Annotated in this window: 14 protein-coding genes and 2 pseudogenes; 5 read left to right on the top strand and 11 right to left on the bottom strand. The window is 69.5% G+C overall.

Annotation, left to right across the window (positions count from 1 at the left end):
- Positions 1–25: 25 nt before the first annotated feature.
- From lspA to ACHMXE_RS35495, 6 genes and pseudogenes are all read right to left on the bottom strand, one after another.
- Positions 26–538: a signal peptidase II gene (gene lspA / locus ACHMXE_RS35520; protein ID WP_395348585.1), complete on the bottom strand. Its 513-nt coding sequence runs from the start codon at positions 536–538 to the stop codon at positions 26–28.
- The gene (locus ACHMXE_RS35515; RefSeq protein WP_395348584.1) at positions 538–1,722 is read right to left on the bottom strand and encodes a class I tRNA ligase family protein; all 1,185 of its coding nucleotides are present in this window, start codon (positions 1,720–1,722) and stop codon (positions 538–540) included. Before ACHMXE_RS35515 ends, lspA begins: the two co-directional genes overlap by 1 nt.
- Entirely contained in the window at positions 1,616–2,908 is a 1,293-nt protein-coding gene (locus tag ACHMXE_RS35510) for a class I tRNA ligase family protein (protein WP_395348583.1), read from the bottom strand. Before ACHMXE_RS35510 ends, ACHMXE_RS35515 begins: the two co-directional genes overlap by 107 nt.
- Before the next feature lie 7 nt (positions 2,909–2,915).
- Entirely contained in the window at positions 2,916–3,095 is a 180-nt protein-coding gene (locus ACHMXE_RS35505) for a hypothetical protein (RefSeq protein WP_395348582.1), read from the bottom strand.
- A 13-nt stretch (positions 3,096–3,108) separates the two neighbouring features.
- Positions 3,109–3,174, bottom strand: coding sequence for a hypothetical protein (locus ACHMXE_RS35500; RefSeq protein WP_395352942.1), 66 nt, complete (start codon positions 3,172–3,174; stop codon positions 3,109–3,111).
- Positions 3,175–3,517: 343 nt separating this feature from the next.
- Positions 3,518–4,553: pseudogene (locus ACHMXE_RS35495) on the bottom strand (bifunctional riboflavin kinase/FAD synthetase).
- A 167-nt stretch (positions 4,554–4,720) separates the two neighbouring features.
- Here ACHMXE_RS35495 and ACHMXE_RS35490 point away from each other — a divergent pair.
- A complete protein-coding gene (locus ACHMXE_RS35490; RefSeq protein WP_395348581.1) occupies positions 4,721–5,281 on the top strand; it encodes an HNH endonuclease in 561 nt (186 codons plus the stop codon).
- A gap of 10 nt (positions 5,282–5,291) precedes the next feature.
- Here ACHMXE_RS35490 and ACHMXE_RS35485 read toward each other — a convergent pair whose 3' ends face one another.
- The 4 genes and pseudogenes from ACHMXE_RS35485 to ACHMXE_RS35470 form a co-directional block, all read right to left on the bottom strand.
- The gene (locus tag ACHMXE_RS35485; RefSeq protein ID WP_395348580.1) at positions 5,292–6,077 is read right to left on the bottom strand and encodes an enoyl-CoA hydratase; all 786 of its coding nucleotides are present in this window, start codon (positions 6,075–6,077) and stop codon (positions 5,292–5,294) included.
- A 17-nt stretch (positions 6,078–6,094) separates the two neighbouring features.
- Entirely contained in the window at positions 6,095–7,369 is a 1,275-nt protein-coding gene (locus tag ACHMXE_RS35480; protein WP_395348579.1) for an alpha/beta fold hydrolase, read from the bottom strand.
- A 201-nt stretch (positions 7,370–7,570) separates the two neighbouring features.
- On the bottom strand, positions 7,571–8,686 hold the full coding sequence (locus tag ACHMXE_RS35475) for an acyl-CoA dehydrogenase family protein (RefSeq protein WP_395348578.1): 1,116 nt from the start codon (positions 8,684–8,686) through the stop codon (positions 7,571–7,573).
- Between the two features lie 37 nt (positions 8,687–8,723).
- Positions 8,724–9,904: pseudogene (locus tag ACHMXE_RS35470) on the bottom strand (acyl-CoA dehydrogenase family protein).
- A 186-nt stretch (positions 9,905–10,090) separates the two neighbouring features.
- Between ACHMXE_RS35470 and purN the strand changes: the two are divergent.
- Both purN and ACHMXE_RS35460 read left to right on the top strand, forming a co-directional pair.
- Positions 10,091–10,687: a phosphoribosylglycinamide formyltransferase gene (purN, locus tag ACHMXE_RS35465; protein WP_203204736.1), complete on the top strand. Its 597-nt coding sequence runs from the start codon at positions 10,091–10,093 to the stop codon at positions 10,685–10,687.
- A gap of 37 nt (positions 10,688–10,724) precedes the next feature.
- Positions 10,725–11,039, top strand: coding sequence for an I78 family peptidase inhibitor (locus tag ACHMXE_RS35460; RefSeq protein ID WP_395348577.1), 315 nt, complete (start codon positions 10,725–10,727; stop codon positions 11,037–11,039).
- A gap of 61 nt (positions 11,040–11,100) precedes the next feature.
- Here the strand turns inward: ACHMXE_RS35460 and ACHMXE_RS35455 are convergent, their stop codons facing one another.
- Positions 11,101–11,340 carry a DUF1653 domain-containing protein gene (locus ACHMXE_RS35455; protein WP_203204738.1) on the bottom strand — a complete coding sequence of 80 codons (240 nt, stop codon included), beginning with the start codon at positions 11,338–11,340 and terminating at the stop codon, positions 11,101–11,103.
- A gap of 70 nt (positions 11,341–11,410) precedes the next feature.
- Between ACHMXE_RS35455 and ACHMXE_RS35450 the strand changes: the two genes are divergently transcribed.
- Positions 11,411–13,264: a M48 family metalloprotease gene (locus ACHMXE_RS35450; RefSeq protein WP_395348576.1), complete on the top strand. Its 1,854-nt coding sequence runs from the start codon at positions 11,411–11,413 to the stop codon at positions 13,262–13,264.
- A 28-nt stretch (positions 13,265–13,292) separates the two neighbouring features.
- Positions 13,293–14,564, top strand: coding sequence for an RsmB/NOP family class I SAM-dependent RNA methyltransferase (locus ACHMXE_RS35445; RefSeq protein WP_395348575.1), 1,272 nt, complete (start codon positions 13,293–13,295; stop codon positions 14,562–14,564).

The following is a 14,564-nucleotide window of genomic DNA, read 5'->3' as shown; positions in this document are numbered from 1 at the left end:
AGGGAGCAAAAAAGACGTTGGGCCGCTACTTGCCGCGCCGCACCCTGCGGATCTCGTCGAGGATCAGGCAGATCGCGCCCAGCGTGATCGCGCTGTCGGCCGCGTTGAAGGCCGGGAAGTGCCGGCCGCCCGCGTGGAAGCTCAGGAAGTCCACCACGTAGCCGTGCATCATCCGATCGACCACGTTGCCGATGGCGCCGCCCAGGATGCAGGCCATGGAAAACGAGAACAGCTTCTGGCCCGCGTGCGACTTCAGCATCCAGACGATGAACACGGCCGCCGCCACGCCGATGCCGGTGAACAGCCAGCGCTGCCAGCCCGAATGGTCGGCCAGGAACGAGAAGGCCGCGCCCGTGTTGTGCGCGCGCACGACGTTGAAGAAGCTGGTGACGTAGGTGGCGTCGCCGAGCTTGTAGTAGCCGAGGATCAGCGTCTTGGTGAACTGGTCGATGATCACGATGATCAGTGCCAGCGCGAGCCAGGGCCAGATGCCGGTGCCGCGCGAGCGCGAGGCCGAGACGGTGCGGGTGGCGGCCATCAGGCGAAGCTCCTCGATTCGCCGGCGCCGAACAGGTTGCTGGTGCAGCGACCGCAGATCGTCGGATGGGCCGGATCGTGGCCCACGTCCTCGCGGTAATGCCAGCAGCGCTCGCATTTCTGCGCCGTGCTCGGCACGACCGCCGTGGCCAGCGCCTCGCCCGCGGCCAGCTCGATCGCCGAGGCGATGAAGACGAACTTCAGGTCCTCGCCGAGCGAACCCAGCAGCGCGAAGTCCTCGGCCGGCGCCGTCACGCGCAGGTTGGCCTGCAGCGAGGAGCCGACCTTGCCGTCGGCGCGCACCGTCTCGATCTCCTTGTTCACCGCGTCGCGGATCTCGCGGATGCGGCCCCACTTGGCGAGCAGGGCCTCGTCGGGCGCGTCGAAGCGGCTGTAGGTCTGGGTGAAGATCGAGTCGCCGGGCGCGCCGGTGCCGACGAGCTTCCAGGCCTCCTCGGCCGTGAAGCTCAGGAACGGCGCCATCCAGCGCAGCATCGCCTGCGCGATGTGCCACAGCGCGGTCTGCGCGCTGCGGCGCGCGCGCGAGCCGGGCGCGGTGGTGTAGAGGCGGTCCTTCAGGATGTCGAGGTAGAAGCCGCCGAGGTCTTCCGAGCAGTAGATCTGCAGCTTGGCGACCACCGGATGGAACTCGTACACCTTGTAGTGCGCGAGGATCTCGTCCTGGAACTGCGCGGCGCGCGCGAGCGCGTAGCGGTCGATCTCGAACAGCTCCGACAGGGGCAGCGCGTCCTTCGCGACATCGAAGTCGCTGGTGTTGGCCAGCAGGAAGCGCAGCGTGTTGCGGATGCGGCGGTAGGCGTCGACCACGCGCGCGAGGATCTTGTCGTCGCCCGCGATGTCGCCCGAATAGTCGCTCGCTGCCACCCACAGGCGGATGATCTCCGAGCCCAGCTTGTTGCTGATCTCCTGCGGATCGATGCCGTTCTTGAGCGACTTGCTCATCTTGATGCCCTTGGCATCGACGGTGAAGCCGTGCGTGAGCAGGCCCTTGTAGGGCGCGCGGTCTTCGAGCGCGCAGGCCAGCAGCAGCGACGAGTGGAACCAGCCGCGATGCTGGTCATGGCCCTCGAGGTAGAGGTCGGCCTCGGGGCCGGTCTCGTGGTGCACCGTGGGGTGCGTGCCGCGCAGCACGTGATAGAAGGTCGAGCCCGAGTCGAACCACACCTCGAGGATGTCGGTGCTCTCTGGTGTAGCTCGGCGCGTCCTCGGCGCCGAGGATCTCTTCCACCGTCACGCGGCTCCAGGCCTCGATGCCGCCCTTCTCGACGATGTCGGCGGCCTGGTCGAGGATCTCCATGGTGCGCGGATGCAGCTCGCCCGAGTCCTTGTGCAGGAAGAACGGGATCGGCACGCCCCAGCTGCGCTGGCGGCTGATGCACCAGTCGGGCCGGCCGGCGATCATGTCGTGCAGGCGGGCCTTGCCGTTCTCCGGATAGAAGCTGGTCTCTTCGATCGCGTCGAGCGCGGTCTGGCGCAGCGTCTTGGGCGCCTTGTCCTTGGTGAACACGCCCTCGCCCTCGTCCATGCGGATGAACCACTGGGCCGCGGCGCGGTAGATCACCGGCGTCTTGTGGCGCCAGCAATGCGGGTAGCTGTGGCTGATGGTCTCGGTGGTCAGCAGGCGGTTGGCATCGCGCAGCGCGGCGATGATCACCGGCACGGCCTTCCAGATGTTCTGGCCGCCGAACAGCGGGAAATCGGGCGCGTAGCTGCCGTTGCCCTGCACCGGGTTCAGGATGTCGTCGTAGGCCACGCCATGGGCGACGCAGGAGTTGAAGTCGTCCAGGCCGTAGGCGGGCGAGGAGTGGACCAGGCCGGTGCCGTCGGTGGCGGTGGCGTAATCGGCCAGGTAGATCGGCGACAGGCGGCGGTAGCCCGCGTCCACGTCGTACAGCGGATGCTCGAACTCGAGCCCGCCGAGCGCCTCGCCCTTGACGGTGGCGATCACCTTGCCGTCGAGCGCATAGCGCGTCATGCACATCTCGACCAGCGAGGCGGCCAGGATCAGCAGGCCGCGCTCGGTGTCGACCAGCGCGTACTCGAGCTCGGGGTTCAGGTTGATCGCCTGGTTGGCCGGGATGGTCCAGGCGGTGGTGGTCCAGATGACGGCGAAGACGTCGCCCAGGCGCATCGGGCCGGCCGAAGGCGGCGAGCACCTTCTCGCGCTCGTGCGCCCTGAAGGCCACGTCGATGGTCTGGCTCTTCTTGTCGGCGTACTCGATCTCGAACTCGGCCAGCGACGAGCCGCAGTCGAAGCACCAGTAGACCGGCTTCGGCCGCGGTAGACGAAGCCGCGCTCGATCACGCGCTTGAACGCGCGCAGCTCGCCGGCCTCGTTGGCGAAGTCCATGGTCTTGTCAGGGATGGTCCCATTCGCCCAGCACGCCCAGGCGCTGGAAGTCGGCCATCTGCTGCGCGATCTGCTCGGTGGCGTAGGCGCAGCTCTTGGCCTGCATCTCGTCGCGGCTCAGGTTGCGGCCGAACTGCTTCTCGATGGCGTTCTGCGATTCGGCAGGCCGTGGCGGTCCAGCCGGCACGTAGAGCGCGTCGTCAGCCCTCGAGCTGGCGCGCCTTGGTGATCATGTCCTTCAGGATCTTGTTCACCGCGTGGCCCATGTGGATCTGGCCGTTGGCGTAGGGCGGGCCGTCGTCGCAGGATGAACTTGGGCGCGCCGCGGCGGGCCAGGCGCAGGCGGTGGTAGGTGCCGTGCTCGGCGTCGTTCCATTCCTTGACCCAGCCCGGTTCGCGCTTGGGCAGGTCGCCGCGCATCGGGAAGGGGGTGTCGGGCAGGTTCAGCGTGGAACGGTAATCGGTGGGGGGCGGCAGCGTCAGACATGTTGGGGGTGCGAAACAGTGGGCTTCGACAGGCTCAGCCCGAACGGCACAAAGGGCGTCGGTGCGGAAGAAAAGCCGTTCGCCCTGAGCTTGTCGAAGGGCGGCAGCACGGAGCGTGCAGGGCTAAATTCGATCGCGCGTGGTCTGGCGGTGGGTTTCTGCGTGGGTGGATGCAAAGAAGGCACGCGCGTCGCGTCCATCCTTCGCGATGCCCGCGGTGAGGGCTTCGAGGCTGGTGTAGCGCAATTCGTCGTGCAATTTGTGCAGCAGTTCCACGCGCACGATTTTACCGTAGGCCCCTCGGCGCCCAGGTGAGAGGGCCACTCGAGGCAGTGCGTCTCGAGCAGGACCCGGCCGGCATTGACGTCGTTCGGGTCGAGCGAGGGCCGCACGCCGAGGTTGGCGACGCCGGGCAGCGGCCGCTCGGACAGGCCGTGCACCAGCACCACGAAGATGCCGCTGGCCGCCGGTTTCCAGTGCTTGAAGCGCAGGTTGAGGGTGCGGAAGCCGTCGTCCTGCCCCGGTGCCGAGGCGCCGGCGCGCGGCCCAGCTTGCGCCCGTGCACCACGTGGCCCGAGATGGCGTAGGGCCGGCCCAGCAGGGTCTGGGCGTCGGCCATGCGGCCTTCGGCCAGCGCCTCGCGCACGGCCGAGCTCGACACGCGCAGGCCGTGCACCTCGTAGCTGTTCATGCGCGCGACATCGAAGCCGCGGGCATCGCCGGCCGCGTCGAGCATCGCGTAGTCGCCCGCGCGCCGGGCGCCGAAGCGGAAGTCGTCGCCCACCAGCACGTAGCGCGCGCCCAGGCCGTCGACCAGCACGTTCTGGATGAATTCCTCGGGCGACTGCGAGGCGAGCCGGGCATCGAAGGGCAGCACCACGGTCTGCGCGACGCCGCAGGCGGCCAGCTCGCCGAGCTTGTCGCGCAGCGTGCCGATGCGCGCCGGCGCGAGTCGGGCTTCTTCGCGAGCGCGGCGAAATAGTCGCGCGGATGGGGCTCGAAGGTCAGCACGCAGCTCGGCAGGCCGCGCTGCCGCGCCTCGGTCTGCAGGAGCGCCAGCATGGCCTGGTGGCCACGGTGGACGCCGTCGAAATTGCCGATGGTCAAGGCGCAGGCCGGAGCCACGCCCCGGGTGCCGGAAGCCGCGGAAAACCTGCATGGGTGAATATCTTTTTGATAGCGCCTGTCGCCCGCCGAATGGGCTCATCAGGCCGTTTGTCACAAAGCCGGTATATTGTGACGCAGTGCGCCGATCCGCGAGGTCGCCGACGCGCTCCGTGTCCCGGGTCTCTCCGTGTTTCTTTCGTTCTGTCGAGGAGGCGTGTGGTGAAGGTCTTGAAGCTGTCGGCCCAAGGGCTGCCCCAGTCGTGGATTTCGCTCGAACAGGCGGTGATCCACTATGCAGCGGACGAAGTCCGCTGGGAGGCTGGCGGCCAGGTGGCCCTGTTCCGCGGCGGCCACAACGCGATGACGGGCGAGCAGTCACAGATTGCCGTCGACAGCATCATCGGCACCAAGGGCGTGCCGCGCATCAACCCCTTCACCCAGCGCCCGGGGCTCACCAACAGCAAGCTGTTCGCGCGCGACCGCAACGTCTGCGCCTACTGCGGCGGCCACTTCCATGAAGACGAGCTGACCCGCGAGCACATCATTCCGTTCGCGCAGCGCGGCATCGACACCTGGATGAACGTGGTCACGGCCTGCAAGCCCTGCAACCACCGCAAGAGCAGCCGCACCCCCGAGCAGGCCGACATGCCGCTCTTGTACGCGCCCTACGTGCCCAGCCTCTGGGAGGACTTCATCCTGCGCAACCGCCGCATCCTGGCGGACCAGATGGAATTCCTGATGGCGCACCTGCCGCAGAGCTCGCGGCTGCACGACAGCTAGCTGGCCGGGTTCAGGCCTTCCAGGCCGGCGGGCGCTTCTCGATGAAGGCCTGCACGCCTTCGAGCGCACTCGCATCCATCATGTTGCAGGCCATGGTCTGGCTGGCGTCCGCCAGCGCCGGCGCGATGCCCGTTTCGAGCTGCCGGTAGAACAGCGCCTTGCCGAGCGTCAGCGCGGTGCGCGGCTTGGCGACGATGCTGGCCAGCAGTGCCTCGAGGGCGGCATCGAGTTCGGCCGGCGCCGCCACGCGATTGACCAGGCCTTTCTCGCGCGCCTCCTCGGCGCCGATGAATTCGCCGGTGACGAGCATCTCGAAGGCCTCCTTGCGCCCCAGGTTGCGCGACAGCGTGACGCTCGGCGTGGCGCAGAACAGCCCGACGTTGACGCCGCTGACCGCGAAGCGCGCCTCGCTCGAGGCCACGGCGAGGTCGCACACCGCCACCAGCTGGCAGCCCGCGGCGGTCGCGATGCCGTGCACGCGCGCGATCACGGGCACCGGCAGCCGCTGCAGCGACAGCATCATCTCGCCGCAGCGCGTGAACAGGCGCTGGTAGTAGTCGAGCGCGGGCGCGGCGCGCATTTCCTTCAGGTCGTGGCCGGCGCAGAAGGCCTTGCCAGCGCCGGCGATCACGACGGCACGCACCGTGTCGTCGACCGCGATGCCGGCGATGGCCGTTTCGAGGGCGCCCAGCATGCCCTCGGACAGCGCATTGAACGCGTCCGGGCGGTTGAGCGTGAGCGTGACCACGCCGCGGGCGTCGCGGGCCTCGAGCACGAAGGGGGAGCTGTCGTTCATCGCATGCCGCTTTTTCTTCAGTAGGTCAGTTCCAGCACCGTGACATGGCGCTGGGCCGCGGGCCAGGTGAGCCCCGTGAGGCGCTCGCCGTTGAACTCTCCCGTGATCGCGCGCTGCGGCTCGGCGCCCGTCTCGCGCAGGCGCGAGCTCGACACGCCCGCGCCCCTGGGCGGCACGCCGGCCGGCGGGCTCTTGCCGTCGAAGCGCAGGGTGTCGCGCTGCGCGTCGAAATAGCCGCGCGGCCGCGTGAAGACGACGACCGCGTTGGCGCTGCCGTCGGCCGGCACGATCGGATCGAGCCGCAGGTTCACGAGGCTGCTGCCGCGCGGGAACGGGCTGCGGTAGATGTGGGTGACGCCGGCCTGCGTGTCGAACACGAATTCGTAGGCCGCATCGGCGCGTGCGTTGAAGGGGCCCCAGCGCCCGTCGGCGCCGACGGTCTTGCGGTGCACGGGCTCGCCGAGCCGCCGGCCCGTGGCCGGATCGACCGCGTACACCAGCACCTGCGCGCCGGCCAGCGACTGGTTCTCCGCGCCGATCGCGCGGCCGTCGAGCACCGGGCCCGCCTCGCGCGCGATCTCCAGGCTGCGCGGCGCCTCGCCGGTGAGGAACCGCCAGGTCGCCGCGAAGGCCGCGGGCGAGAACGAGGTTTCGCGGTGGTCCACGCGCGGCAGCACGGTGTTGGTCGCGCCCTTGAGCGCCGGGCCGTCGAAGCCGATGTTCGTCGGCTTGCCGGGCGAGCCGATCCACAGGCCGTCGGGCTGGGCGTACTTGTCGTTGTTGTCCGAGCGCAGCGTGAGCCACTTCACGCCGGGCGTCACCTCGTCGCCGTTCGGGCCCTTGGGTGCGTTGAGCTGCCGCATGAAGGGCGACAGCCCCGAGAACTCGTTGTTCTCGCGCAGGCCCGGCACGGCCCAGATGCCGTGCGCCGGGTTGCCGCCGAGCACCACGTGGCTGGCGACGGCCGCGCCGCCGCCGTTCTGCACGTAGTTGCGGATGGTGTTGCCGCCGCGCGAGTTGCCGATCAGCACGACCCGGGTCGCGCCGGTGGCGCGCAGCACCTGCTCGACCTTTTCCTTGAGGAAAGCGGCCGATTCCGCCGTGGAGCTGCGCCCGGGCTGGGCCACGGCGTCGTCGTCGCGCGCCAGCGGCAGGGGCTGGTCGAAGGCGAACAGGCGCGCGCGCGGCCAGCCGTTCGATTCGAAGCGCCAGAGCGTGGTCTGCCACAGCGCGGCCGAGTCGCCGTTGCCGTGCACGAAGACGATGGGCGGGCGGTCGGCGAGCGAGGGCATGGCGGTCGGCGCATTGGCGCAGGCGGTCAACAGGAGGGCGGGGAGGCGAGCAGCCCGGCGAGGACCGGCGGCGCGCCGAGGAGGAGGGTGCGGCGGGATGGCATGGTCGTTCTTCGTGGTTGCGTTGCGGGGGCCGTTCCGAATGAAAACGCCCGCCGGCGCGAAGGCGGGCGGGCGCTGGATGCTAAGAGAAAAGCACCGTCAGGCGAAGACGCCGGCCGTGTCCTGCATGCGCGCCGACACCTCGCCCAGGTGGTGGAAGCTGTCGCCGAAGCTCATCTCGAGCTGCGTGAGCTTGCGGAAGTAGTGGCTGCCGATGTATTCGTCGGTCACGCCGATGCCGCCGTGCAGCTGCACCGAGTTCTGGCCCACGAAGCGCATCGAGACGCCGAGCTGGTACTTGGCGCGCGCCAGCGCCTGGCGCCGCTCGGCCGCGGGGGCGTTGAGCTTGAGCGTGGCGTAGTAGCTCATCGAGCGCGCGAGCTCGAGCTGCATCTTCATGTCGGCGACGCGGTGGCGCAGCGCCTGGAAACTCGAGATGACCACGCCGAACTGCTTGCGCTGGTTCATGTAGTCGACCGTCACGTCCACCGTCTTGTCGAGCACGCCCACCGCTTCGGCGCAGGTGGCGGCGATGCCGACGTCGACCGCGTACTCGAGGGCCGCGAGGCCGTCGGCCGTGACCAGCGTGGCGTCGGCCTTGTCGAACACCACCTCGGCGGCGCGGCTGCCGTCCTGCGTGCCGTAGCCGCGCGCTTCCACGCCGCTGGCGCTGCGCTCGACCAGGAACAGGGCGATCCTGCCGTCGGCCTGGGCGGGCACGAGGTAGGCATCGGCCTGGTCGCCGATGGCCACCAGGCTCTTGGCGCCGGTCAGGCTCCAGCTCTCGCCGGCCTTCACGGCCTTGGCTTCGCAGACGTCGAGGCGGTAGCGCGCCTTGCGCTCCTGGTAGGCCAGCACCACGATGGCCTCGCCGCCCGCGATGCGCGGCAGCCAGGCCTTCTTGAGCGCCTCGCCCGCGTAGCCGCCGAGCACGGCGCCGGCGATCAGCGTCTGCGCGAAGGGCTCGAGCACGATGCCGCGGCCCAGCTCTTCCATCACGACCATGCCGGCCACCGGGCCCATGCCCAGGCCGCCGTCGTCTTCGGAGATGTAGAGGCCGCCGAGGCCGAGTTCGGCCAGCTCGTCCCAGGCCTCGCGCGAGAAGCCGCCCTTGGCTTCGATGCCGCGGCGGCGCTCGAAGTCATAGCCCTTGTCGACCCATTTGCGGACGGCGTCGCGCAGTTGTTCCTGGTCGTCGGTGAAATTGAAGTCCATGTGTGATCTCCGTTTGTCCTGAGCCTGGTCGAAGGGCTCAGCCCAGAACCGTCTGCGCGACGATGTTGCGTTGCACTTCGTTCGAGCCGCCGTAGATGGTGGTCTTGCGCATGTTGAAGAAGGTCGACGACAGCGGCGCGAGCGCCGGGTTGCCGCCCGGGAAGTTGCCCTGCCAGCCGGCGGCCATGGCTTCGCGGATCAGGGGCAGCGCATAGGGGCCGCCCGCGAGCATCATCAGTTCGCTGTAGCGCTGCTGGATTTCGCTGCCGCGGATCTTGAGCAGGCCGGCCACGTCGAGCGAGTTCTTGCCCGAGGTGGCGGCCGAGAGCACGCGCAGCACCATCATCTCGAGCGCGACGATGTCGACCTCGAGCCTGGCGATCTCGTCGCGGAAGCGCGCGTCGTCGTACACGCCCTCGGTCTTCGCGATGCGCTTGAGGCGCTCGAGCTCGCGCTTGGCGCGGTTGACGTCGGCGATGTTGGTGCGCTCGTGCGAGAGCAGGTGCTTGGCGTAGGTCCAGCCCTTGTTCTCCTCGCCGATCAGGTCTCGGCCGGCACCTCGACGTTGTCGAAGAACACCTCGTTGACCTCATGGCCGCCATCGAGCAGCTTGATCGGGCGCACGGTGACGCCGGGCGACTTCATGTCGAGCAGCAGGAAGCTGATGCCGGTCTGGGGCTTGCCCTCGCTGCTGGTGCGCACGAGGTTGAACATCCAGTCGCCGTACTGGCCGAGCGTGGTCCAGGTCTTCTGGCCGTTGACGATGTACTTGTCGCCCTGGCGTTCGGCCTTGGTCTTGAGCGAGGCGAGGTCGGAGCCCGAGCCCGGTTCGCTGTAGCCCTGGCTCCACCACACCTCGCCGCTGGCGATGCCGGGCAGGAAGCGCTTCTGCTGCTCGGGGTTGCCGAAGGCCATGATGACCGGGGCCACCATCACCGGGCCGAAGGGCACGATGCGCGGCGCGCCGGCCAGCGCGGTTTCTTCCTCGAACAGGTGGCGCTGCACGGCGGTCCAGCCGGGACCGCCGAATTCCTTGGGCCAACCGTAGCCCAGCCAGCCCTTCTTGCCGAGGATCTTGGCCCAGGTCTGCATATCGTCGCGCGTGAGTTCCAGCGCGTTGTGGACCTTGGTGGAGATCTCCTTGGGAAGGTTTTCTTTGACCCATGCGCGAATCTCTTCGCGGAACTGCTGTTCTTCGGGCGTGAAGCTCAAATCCATGCGTGCCTCGCTGTGTTGATCGTCGGTGCACCGCAGACGCGGCGTGTCTCCGGAGCCACGAGTTTTAGCACGGTCGTGCTGCAAATCGCTGTCCGCGCGGCGACAAGTCTGGGGTGCGCGGACCTTGCGCGGCAAGGGGCGGGCCGGAAAAGGGCAGCTTGGCGGGCACGGATAATCCCGCCTCCCATGAAGAACATCGTGATCCTGATCTCCGGCGGCGGCTCCAACATGGAGGCCATCGTGCGCGCCGCGGCGCGCGACCGCTGGGCCGAGCGTTTCGGCGCGCGCGTCGCCGCCGTCGTCAGCAACAAGGCGGAGGCGGGCGGCCTTGCGCTGGCCCGGGCGCAGGGCATCGCGACCGCGGTGGTGCCGCACAAGGATTTCGAGAGCCGCGAAGCCTTCGACCAGGCGCTCGCCGCGGCGGTCGACGCGCATGCGCCGGCGCTGGTGGTGCTGGCGGGCTTCATGCGCATCCTGACGCCCGGCTTCGTCGAGCGCTATGCCGGGCGGCTGGTGAACATCCACCCCTCGCTGCTGCCGGCCTTCCCGGGCCTGCACACCCACCAGCGCGCGATCGACGCGGGCTGCAAGGTGGCGGGCGTCACGGTGCACCAGGTCACGACCGAGCTCGACCATGGCCCGATCCTGGCGCAGGCCGTGGTGCCGGTGCTGCCCGACGACACGGCGGCGACGCTCGCCGGCCGGGTGCTCGCCCAGGAGCACCAGTTGTATCCACGCGCCATTGCCCAGTGGCTGATGGATACATCAGGACACAATCCTTAAAGAACTTGTTTATATTCGCGGGTTTTCGGGAGTCGCAGTGAAAACCCAATCGCTACTGTCCACGATCGCCGGTGCCGCCCTGTTGGCCGGCTGCGCCGCTCCGGCCCCGCCGCCGCCCGCAGCGCCGGCGCCGCCGCCCGCCCCGGTGTTCCAGTGCGGTGCCGACGGTGCCCGTTTCGCCGTGGGTCAGCAGCTCACGCCGCAGCTCGAAGCCGCCGCCAAGGTGCGCGCGGGCGCCGGCACGGTGCGCGTGCTCAAGCCCGGCGACGCCGCGACCACCGAACTCGATGGCGGGCGCCTGAACCTCGACGTCGACGCCCGCAACCGGGTGACGGACGTCCGCTGCGGCTGAGCGTCCCGATTCGTTCGCACGGACGGCGAAGCGGCGAGGCAGGATGAGCGCCGGCGCCCGTTCAGCCGTCGATCCGCGCGAAGCGCGGCTGCACGCGGCCGTCGATGTCCACGGTTTCGCCGAACATCGCGGCCGGGCGCACCCACAGGCCGCGGGCGCCGTAGAGCGCGCGGTAGAGCGTCATCGGTTCCAGGGTCTCGCTGTGGCGCACGGTGCCCAGCACCTCGTATTCCCCGCCCTTGTAGTGGCGGTAGCGGCCCGGCGGGGTTTCGATCAGGGGCGGCAGGTCGTCGTCGGTCACGGGGTCGTTTCTTTCTTAGTCAGGAGTCGGGGCCGCCGGCAGGCATGCCGGGGCCGGCGGAAGTACCGGAATGGATCGCGCTGATTTTGTCCACCTCGTCCGGCTGAGCGAGCATGCCAGTGCGGAGGACAGCGCGCGCTACCGCCGCGGCGTGGCGGCATTCGCGGCCCTGGGCTATCTGTGGGTGCTGGCCTGCCTCGGGCTGGCGATGGGGCTGATCGTCTGGGTCGCCGTGTCGCTCGGCGATGGCGGATTCAGCGTCTCGCGCGGCTGGCTGCTGCTGTTCGGGCTGGGCCTGCTGTGGGCCACGGTGCGCGCGCTGTGGGTGCGCTTCGACGAGCCGGACGGCCTGGAGCTCTCGCGCGAGGACGCGCCCCAGCTGTTCGAGGCGCTCGACCGCATCCGCGGCAAGATCAAGGGGCCGCCGGTCCATCACGTCTACCTCGACGACGATTTCAACGCCAGCATCCGCCAGGTGCCGCGCTTCGGGCTCTTCGGCGGCGCGGTCAATTCGCTGAGCATCGGGCTGCCGCTCTTGATGATGCTCGACCGGCGGCGGCTGCTGTCGGTGCTCGCGCACGAGTACGGCCACCTGCGCGGCAACCACGGCAAGCTCAGCGCCTGGATCTACCGCACGCGGCTGTCGTGGCTCAAGCTCGACGCCAACCTGCAGCGCAACGAAGGCGTGATGGCGATCGTCTCGCAGGCCTTCTTCCGCTGGTACTTTCCGCGCTTCGCGGCCAAGACCTTCGCGCTCGCGCGGCAGGACGAGTACGAAGCCGACCGCATCTCGGGCCGGCTGCTCGGCACCTCGGTGGCGGCCGCGGCGCTGACCGAGATCTCGATCAAGGCCAGCTGGTACGCCAACGAGTTCTGGCCCTGGCACTGGGCCCGGGCCGAGCGCGAGCCGCTGCCGCCGGGGCCTTTCGCGGGGCTGCGCGAGTGCGTCGCGACGCCGCCGGGACCGGAGTTCGCGCGCCAGGCGCTGCGCGAGGCGATGCGCCGCGTCAGCGACCTGGAAGACACGCACCCGGTGCTGCGCGACCGGCTCGAGGCGCTACGCCAGAAGGCGACGGTGCCGGCCTGGTCGAAGCGGCCGGCGCTCGAGATGCTGGTCGACGGCCCGCGCTGGATCGCGCACTTCGACGCCCAGTGGCGCCAGGCCCATGCCGCCGACTGGAAGCAGCACCATGCGCACCGCTCGCGCATCCGCGAGCGCATCGCGGTGCTGGCGGCGCGCGGCGAGCGCAACACGCCCGACGAATGGGTCGAATGGGCCGATGCCGAGCGCCGCCTCGACACCTCGGCGCCGGTGCGCGAGCACTACGAGCGCGCGCTGCGGATCGCGCCCGAGCATCCGGGCGCGCTGCGCGGCCTGGCGCAGATGATTCCGCCGACCGAGCGCGAGGCGCGGCTCGCGGTGCTCGAGCGGCTGCACGAATCGGGCGCCGCCAGCCGCTGGTGGGCGGCGCGCAATGCGGTGGCGGTGCTCGAGAACCCCGATGCCGGTCCGCACGACGAGGCGGGCCTCAAGCACTGGCGCGGCCGCCTGAAGGAGGCCGAGGAGGCCGAGGCGCGCGCGTGGGAGGAACTGACCGAGACGCCGTGCTTCGCCCAGATCGGCCGCCACGACCTCAACGCGCACGAGCTCGACGAGCTGCGGGCCGACCTCGTGCGCAACCTGCCGGTGTCGCGCGCCTGGCTGGTGCGCAAGAACCTGCGCGAATTTCCGTGGCGGCGCGCCTTCGTCGTCTTCGTCGAGCTGCCGGGGCTGGACGACGAGGAGCGCTGGCAGCTGTGCCGCCAGCTCGAGCAGACGCTGAGCCTGCCCGGCGTGGCGCTGGTGCTGTGGGCCGGGCATTCGCCGACGCTGGAGGACATCGAGCGGCAGGCTTTCGGGGCCGTCTGGACGCGCGGAGCCTGAGGTCGACGGCGGCTGAGACAATCGGGGCATGCACCCCAAAGCCTTGTTGGACGCCACCGCCGATCTGGTCGGCCTGGCCCTGAAATTCGATCACCCCGCCGACCAGGTGGTTTCGCGCTTCTTCCGCGACCACCGCGAGTTCGGTCCGCGCGAGCGCGCCACCCTGGCCGAGACGGTCTACACCGTGCTGCGCAAGAAGCTGCTTTTCGATCACCTCTCGCCCTCGGGCAGCGGCCCGAAGGAACGCCGGATGGCGATCCTGGGCTTCCACGGCCCGCGCGACTTCCTCAAGAGCGCGCTCAACGACACCGAGAAGCGCTGGCTCGACAACTGCGACGCCGTCAGCGAGGACGACCTGCTCGAACGCCATCGCCACAACCTGCCCGAATGGCTGGTGGCACCGCTCAAGAGCCAGCTCGGCGACGGTTTCTGGCCGCTGGTCCGGAGCCTGCAGCAGCCGGCGCCGCTCGACCTGCGCGTCAATTCCCTCCATAACAAGCGGGCCGATGTGAAGGCGGAGCTTGCCAAGGCTGCTATCAAATCGGAAGCAACGCCGTATTCGCCCTGGGGCTTGCGCATCGAAGGCAAGCCCGCGCTGACCAAGCTCGACGCCTTCGTGCGCGGCGCCATCGAGGTGCAGGACGAGGGTTCGCAGCTGCTGGCGCTGCTGCTGGACGCCAAGCGCGGCGAGATGGTGGTCGATTTCTGCGCGGGCGCCGGCGGCAAGACGCTGGCGATCGGCGCGGGCATGCGCAACACCGGGCGGCTCTACGCCTTCGACACCTCGGCGCACCGCCTCGATGCGCTCAAGCCGCGGCTGGCGCGCAGCAAGCTCTCGAACGTGCATCCGGCCGCCATCGCGCACGAGCGCGACGACCGCGTGAAGCGGCTCGCGGGCAAGATCGACCGGGTTCTGGTCGATGCGCCCTGCTCGGGGCTCGGGACGCTGCGGCGCAATCCGGACCTCAAATGGCGCCAATCGGCCAAATCGGTGGAGGAACTGACCGTGAAGCAGGCGGCGATCCTGCAGAGCGCGGCCCGGCTGGTGAAGTCGGGCGGGCGGCTGGTCTACGCCACCTGCAGCGTGTTGCCCGAGGAGAACGAGGCCATCGCGGAGGCTTTCGGCGCCGCGAATCCCGATTTCGTGCCCGTGGACGCGGCGGAACTTCTGCAGGGCCTCAAGGTGGAGCAGGGCGACAGCCTGGTCGCGGGCGGTGCCGACGGACGGCGCTACCTGCGGCTGTGGCCCCACCTGCACGCCACCGACGGTTTCTTTGCCGCCGTGTGGAACCGCAAATAG

The organism is Variovorax sp. UC122_21 (assembly GCF_044056785.1).
Classification (GTDB): Bacteria; Pseudomonadota; Gammaproteobacteria; order Burkholderiales; family Burkholderiaceae_C; genus Variovorax.
The sequence above is the reverse complement of the archived record's forward strand: the minus strand, read 5'-3'. Positions and strand labels throughout refer to the sequence as shown.

Coding starts and splice junctions, on each gene's coding strand:
- ACHMXE_RS35445 (WP_395348575.1), top strand. CDS start 13,293: ATGCACCCCAAAGCCTTGTTGGACGCCACCGCCGATCTGGTCGGCCTG.
- purN (WP_203204736.1), top strand. CDS start 10,091: ATGAAGAACATCGTGATCCTGATCTCCGGCGGCGGCTCCAACATGGAG.
- ACHMXE_RS35510 (WP_395348583.1), bottom strand. CDS start 2,908: ATGGACTTCGCCAACGAGGCCGGCGAGCTGCGCGCGTTCAAGCGCGTG.
- ACHMXE_RS35475 (WP_395348578.1), bottom strand. CDS start 8,686: ATGGACTTCAATTTCACCGACGACCAGGAACAACTGCGCGACGCCGTC.
- ACHMXE_RS35485 (WP_395348580.1), bottom strand. CDS start 6,077: ATGAACGACAGCTCCCCCTTCGTGCTCGAGGCCCGCGACGCCCGCGGC.
- lspA (WP_395348585.1), bottom strand. CDS start 538: ATGGCCGCCACCCGCACCGTCTCGGCCTCGCGCTCGCGCGGCACCGGC.
- ACHMXE_RS35480 (WP_395348579.1), bottom strand. CDS start 7,369: ATGCCCTCGCTCGCCGACCGCCCGCCCATCGTCTTCGTGCACGGCAAC.
- ACHMXE_RS35450 (WP_395348576.1), top strand. CDS start 11,411: ATGGATCGCGCTGATTTTGTCCACCTCGTCCGGCTGAGCGAGCATGCC.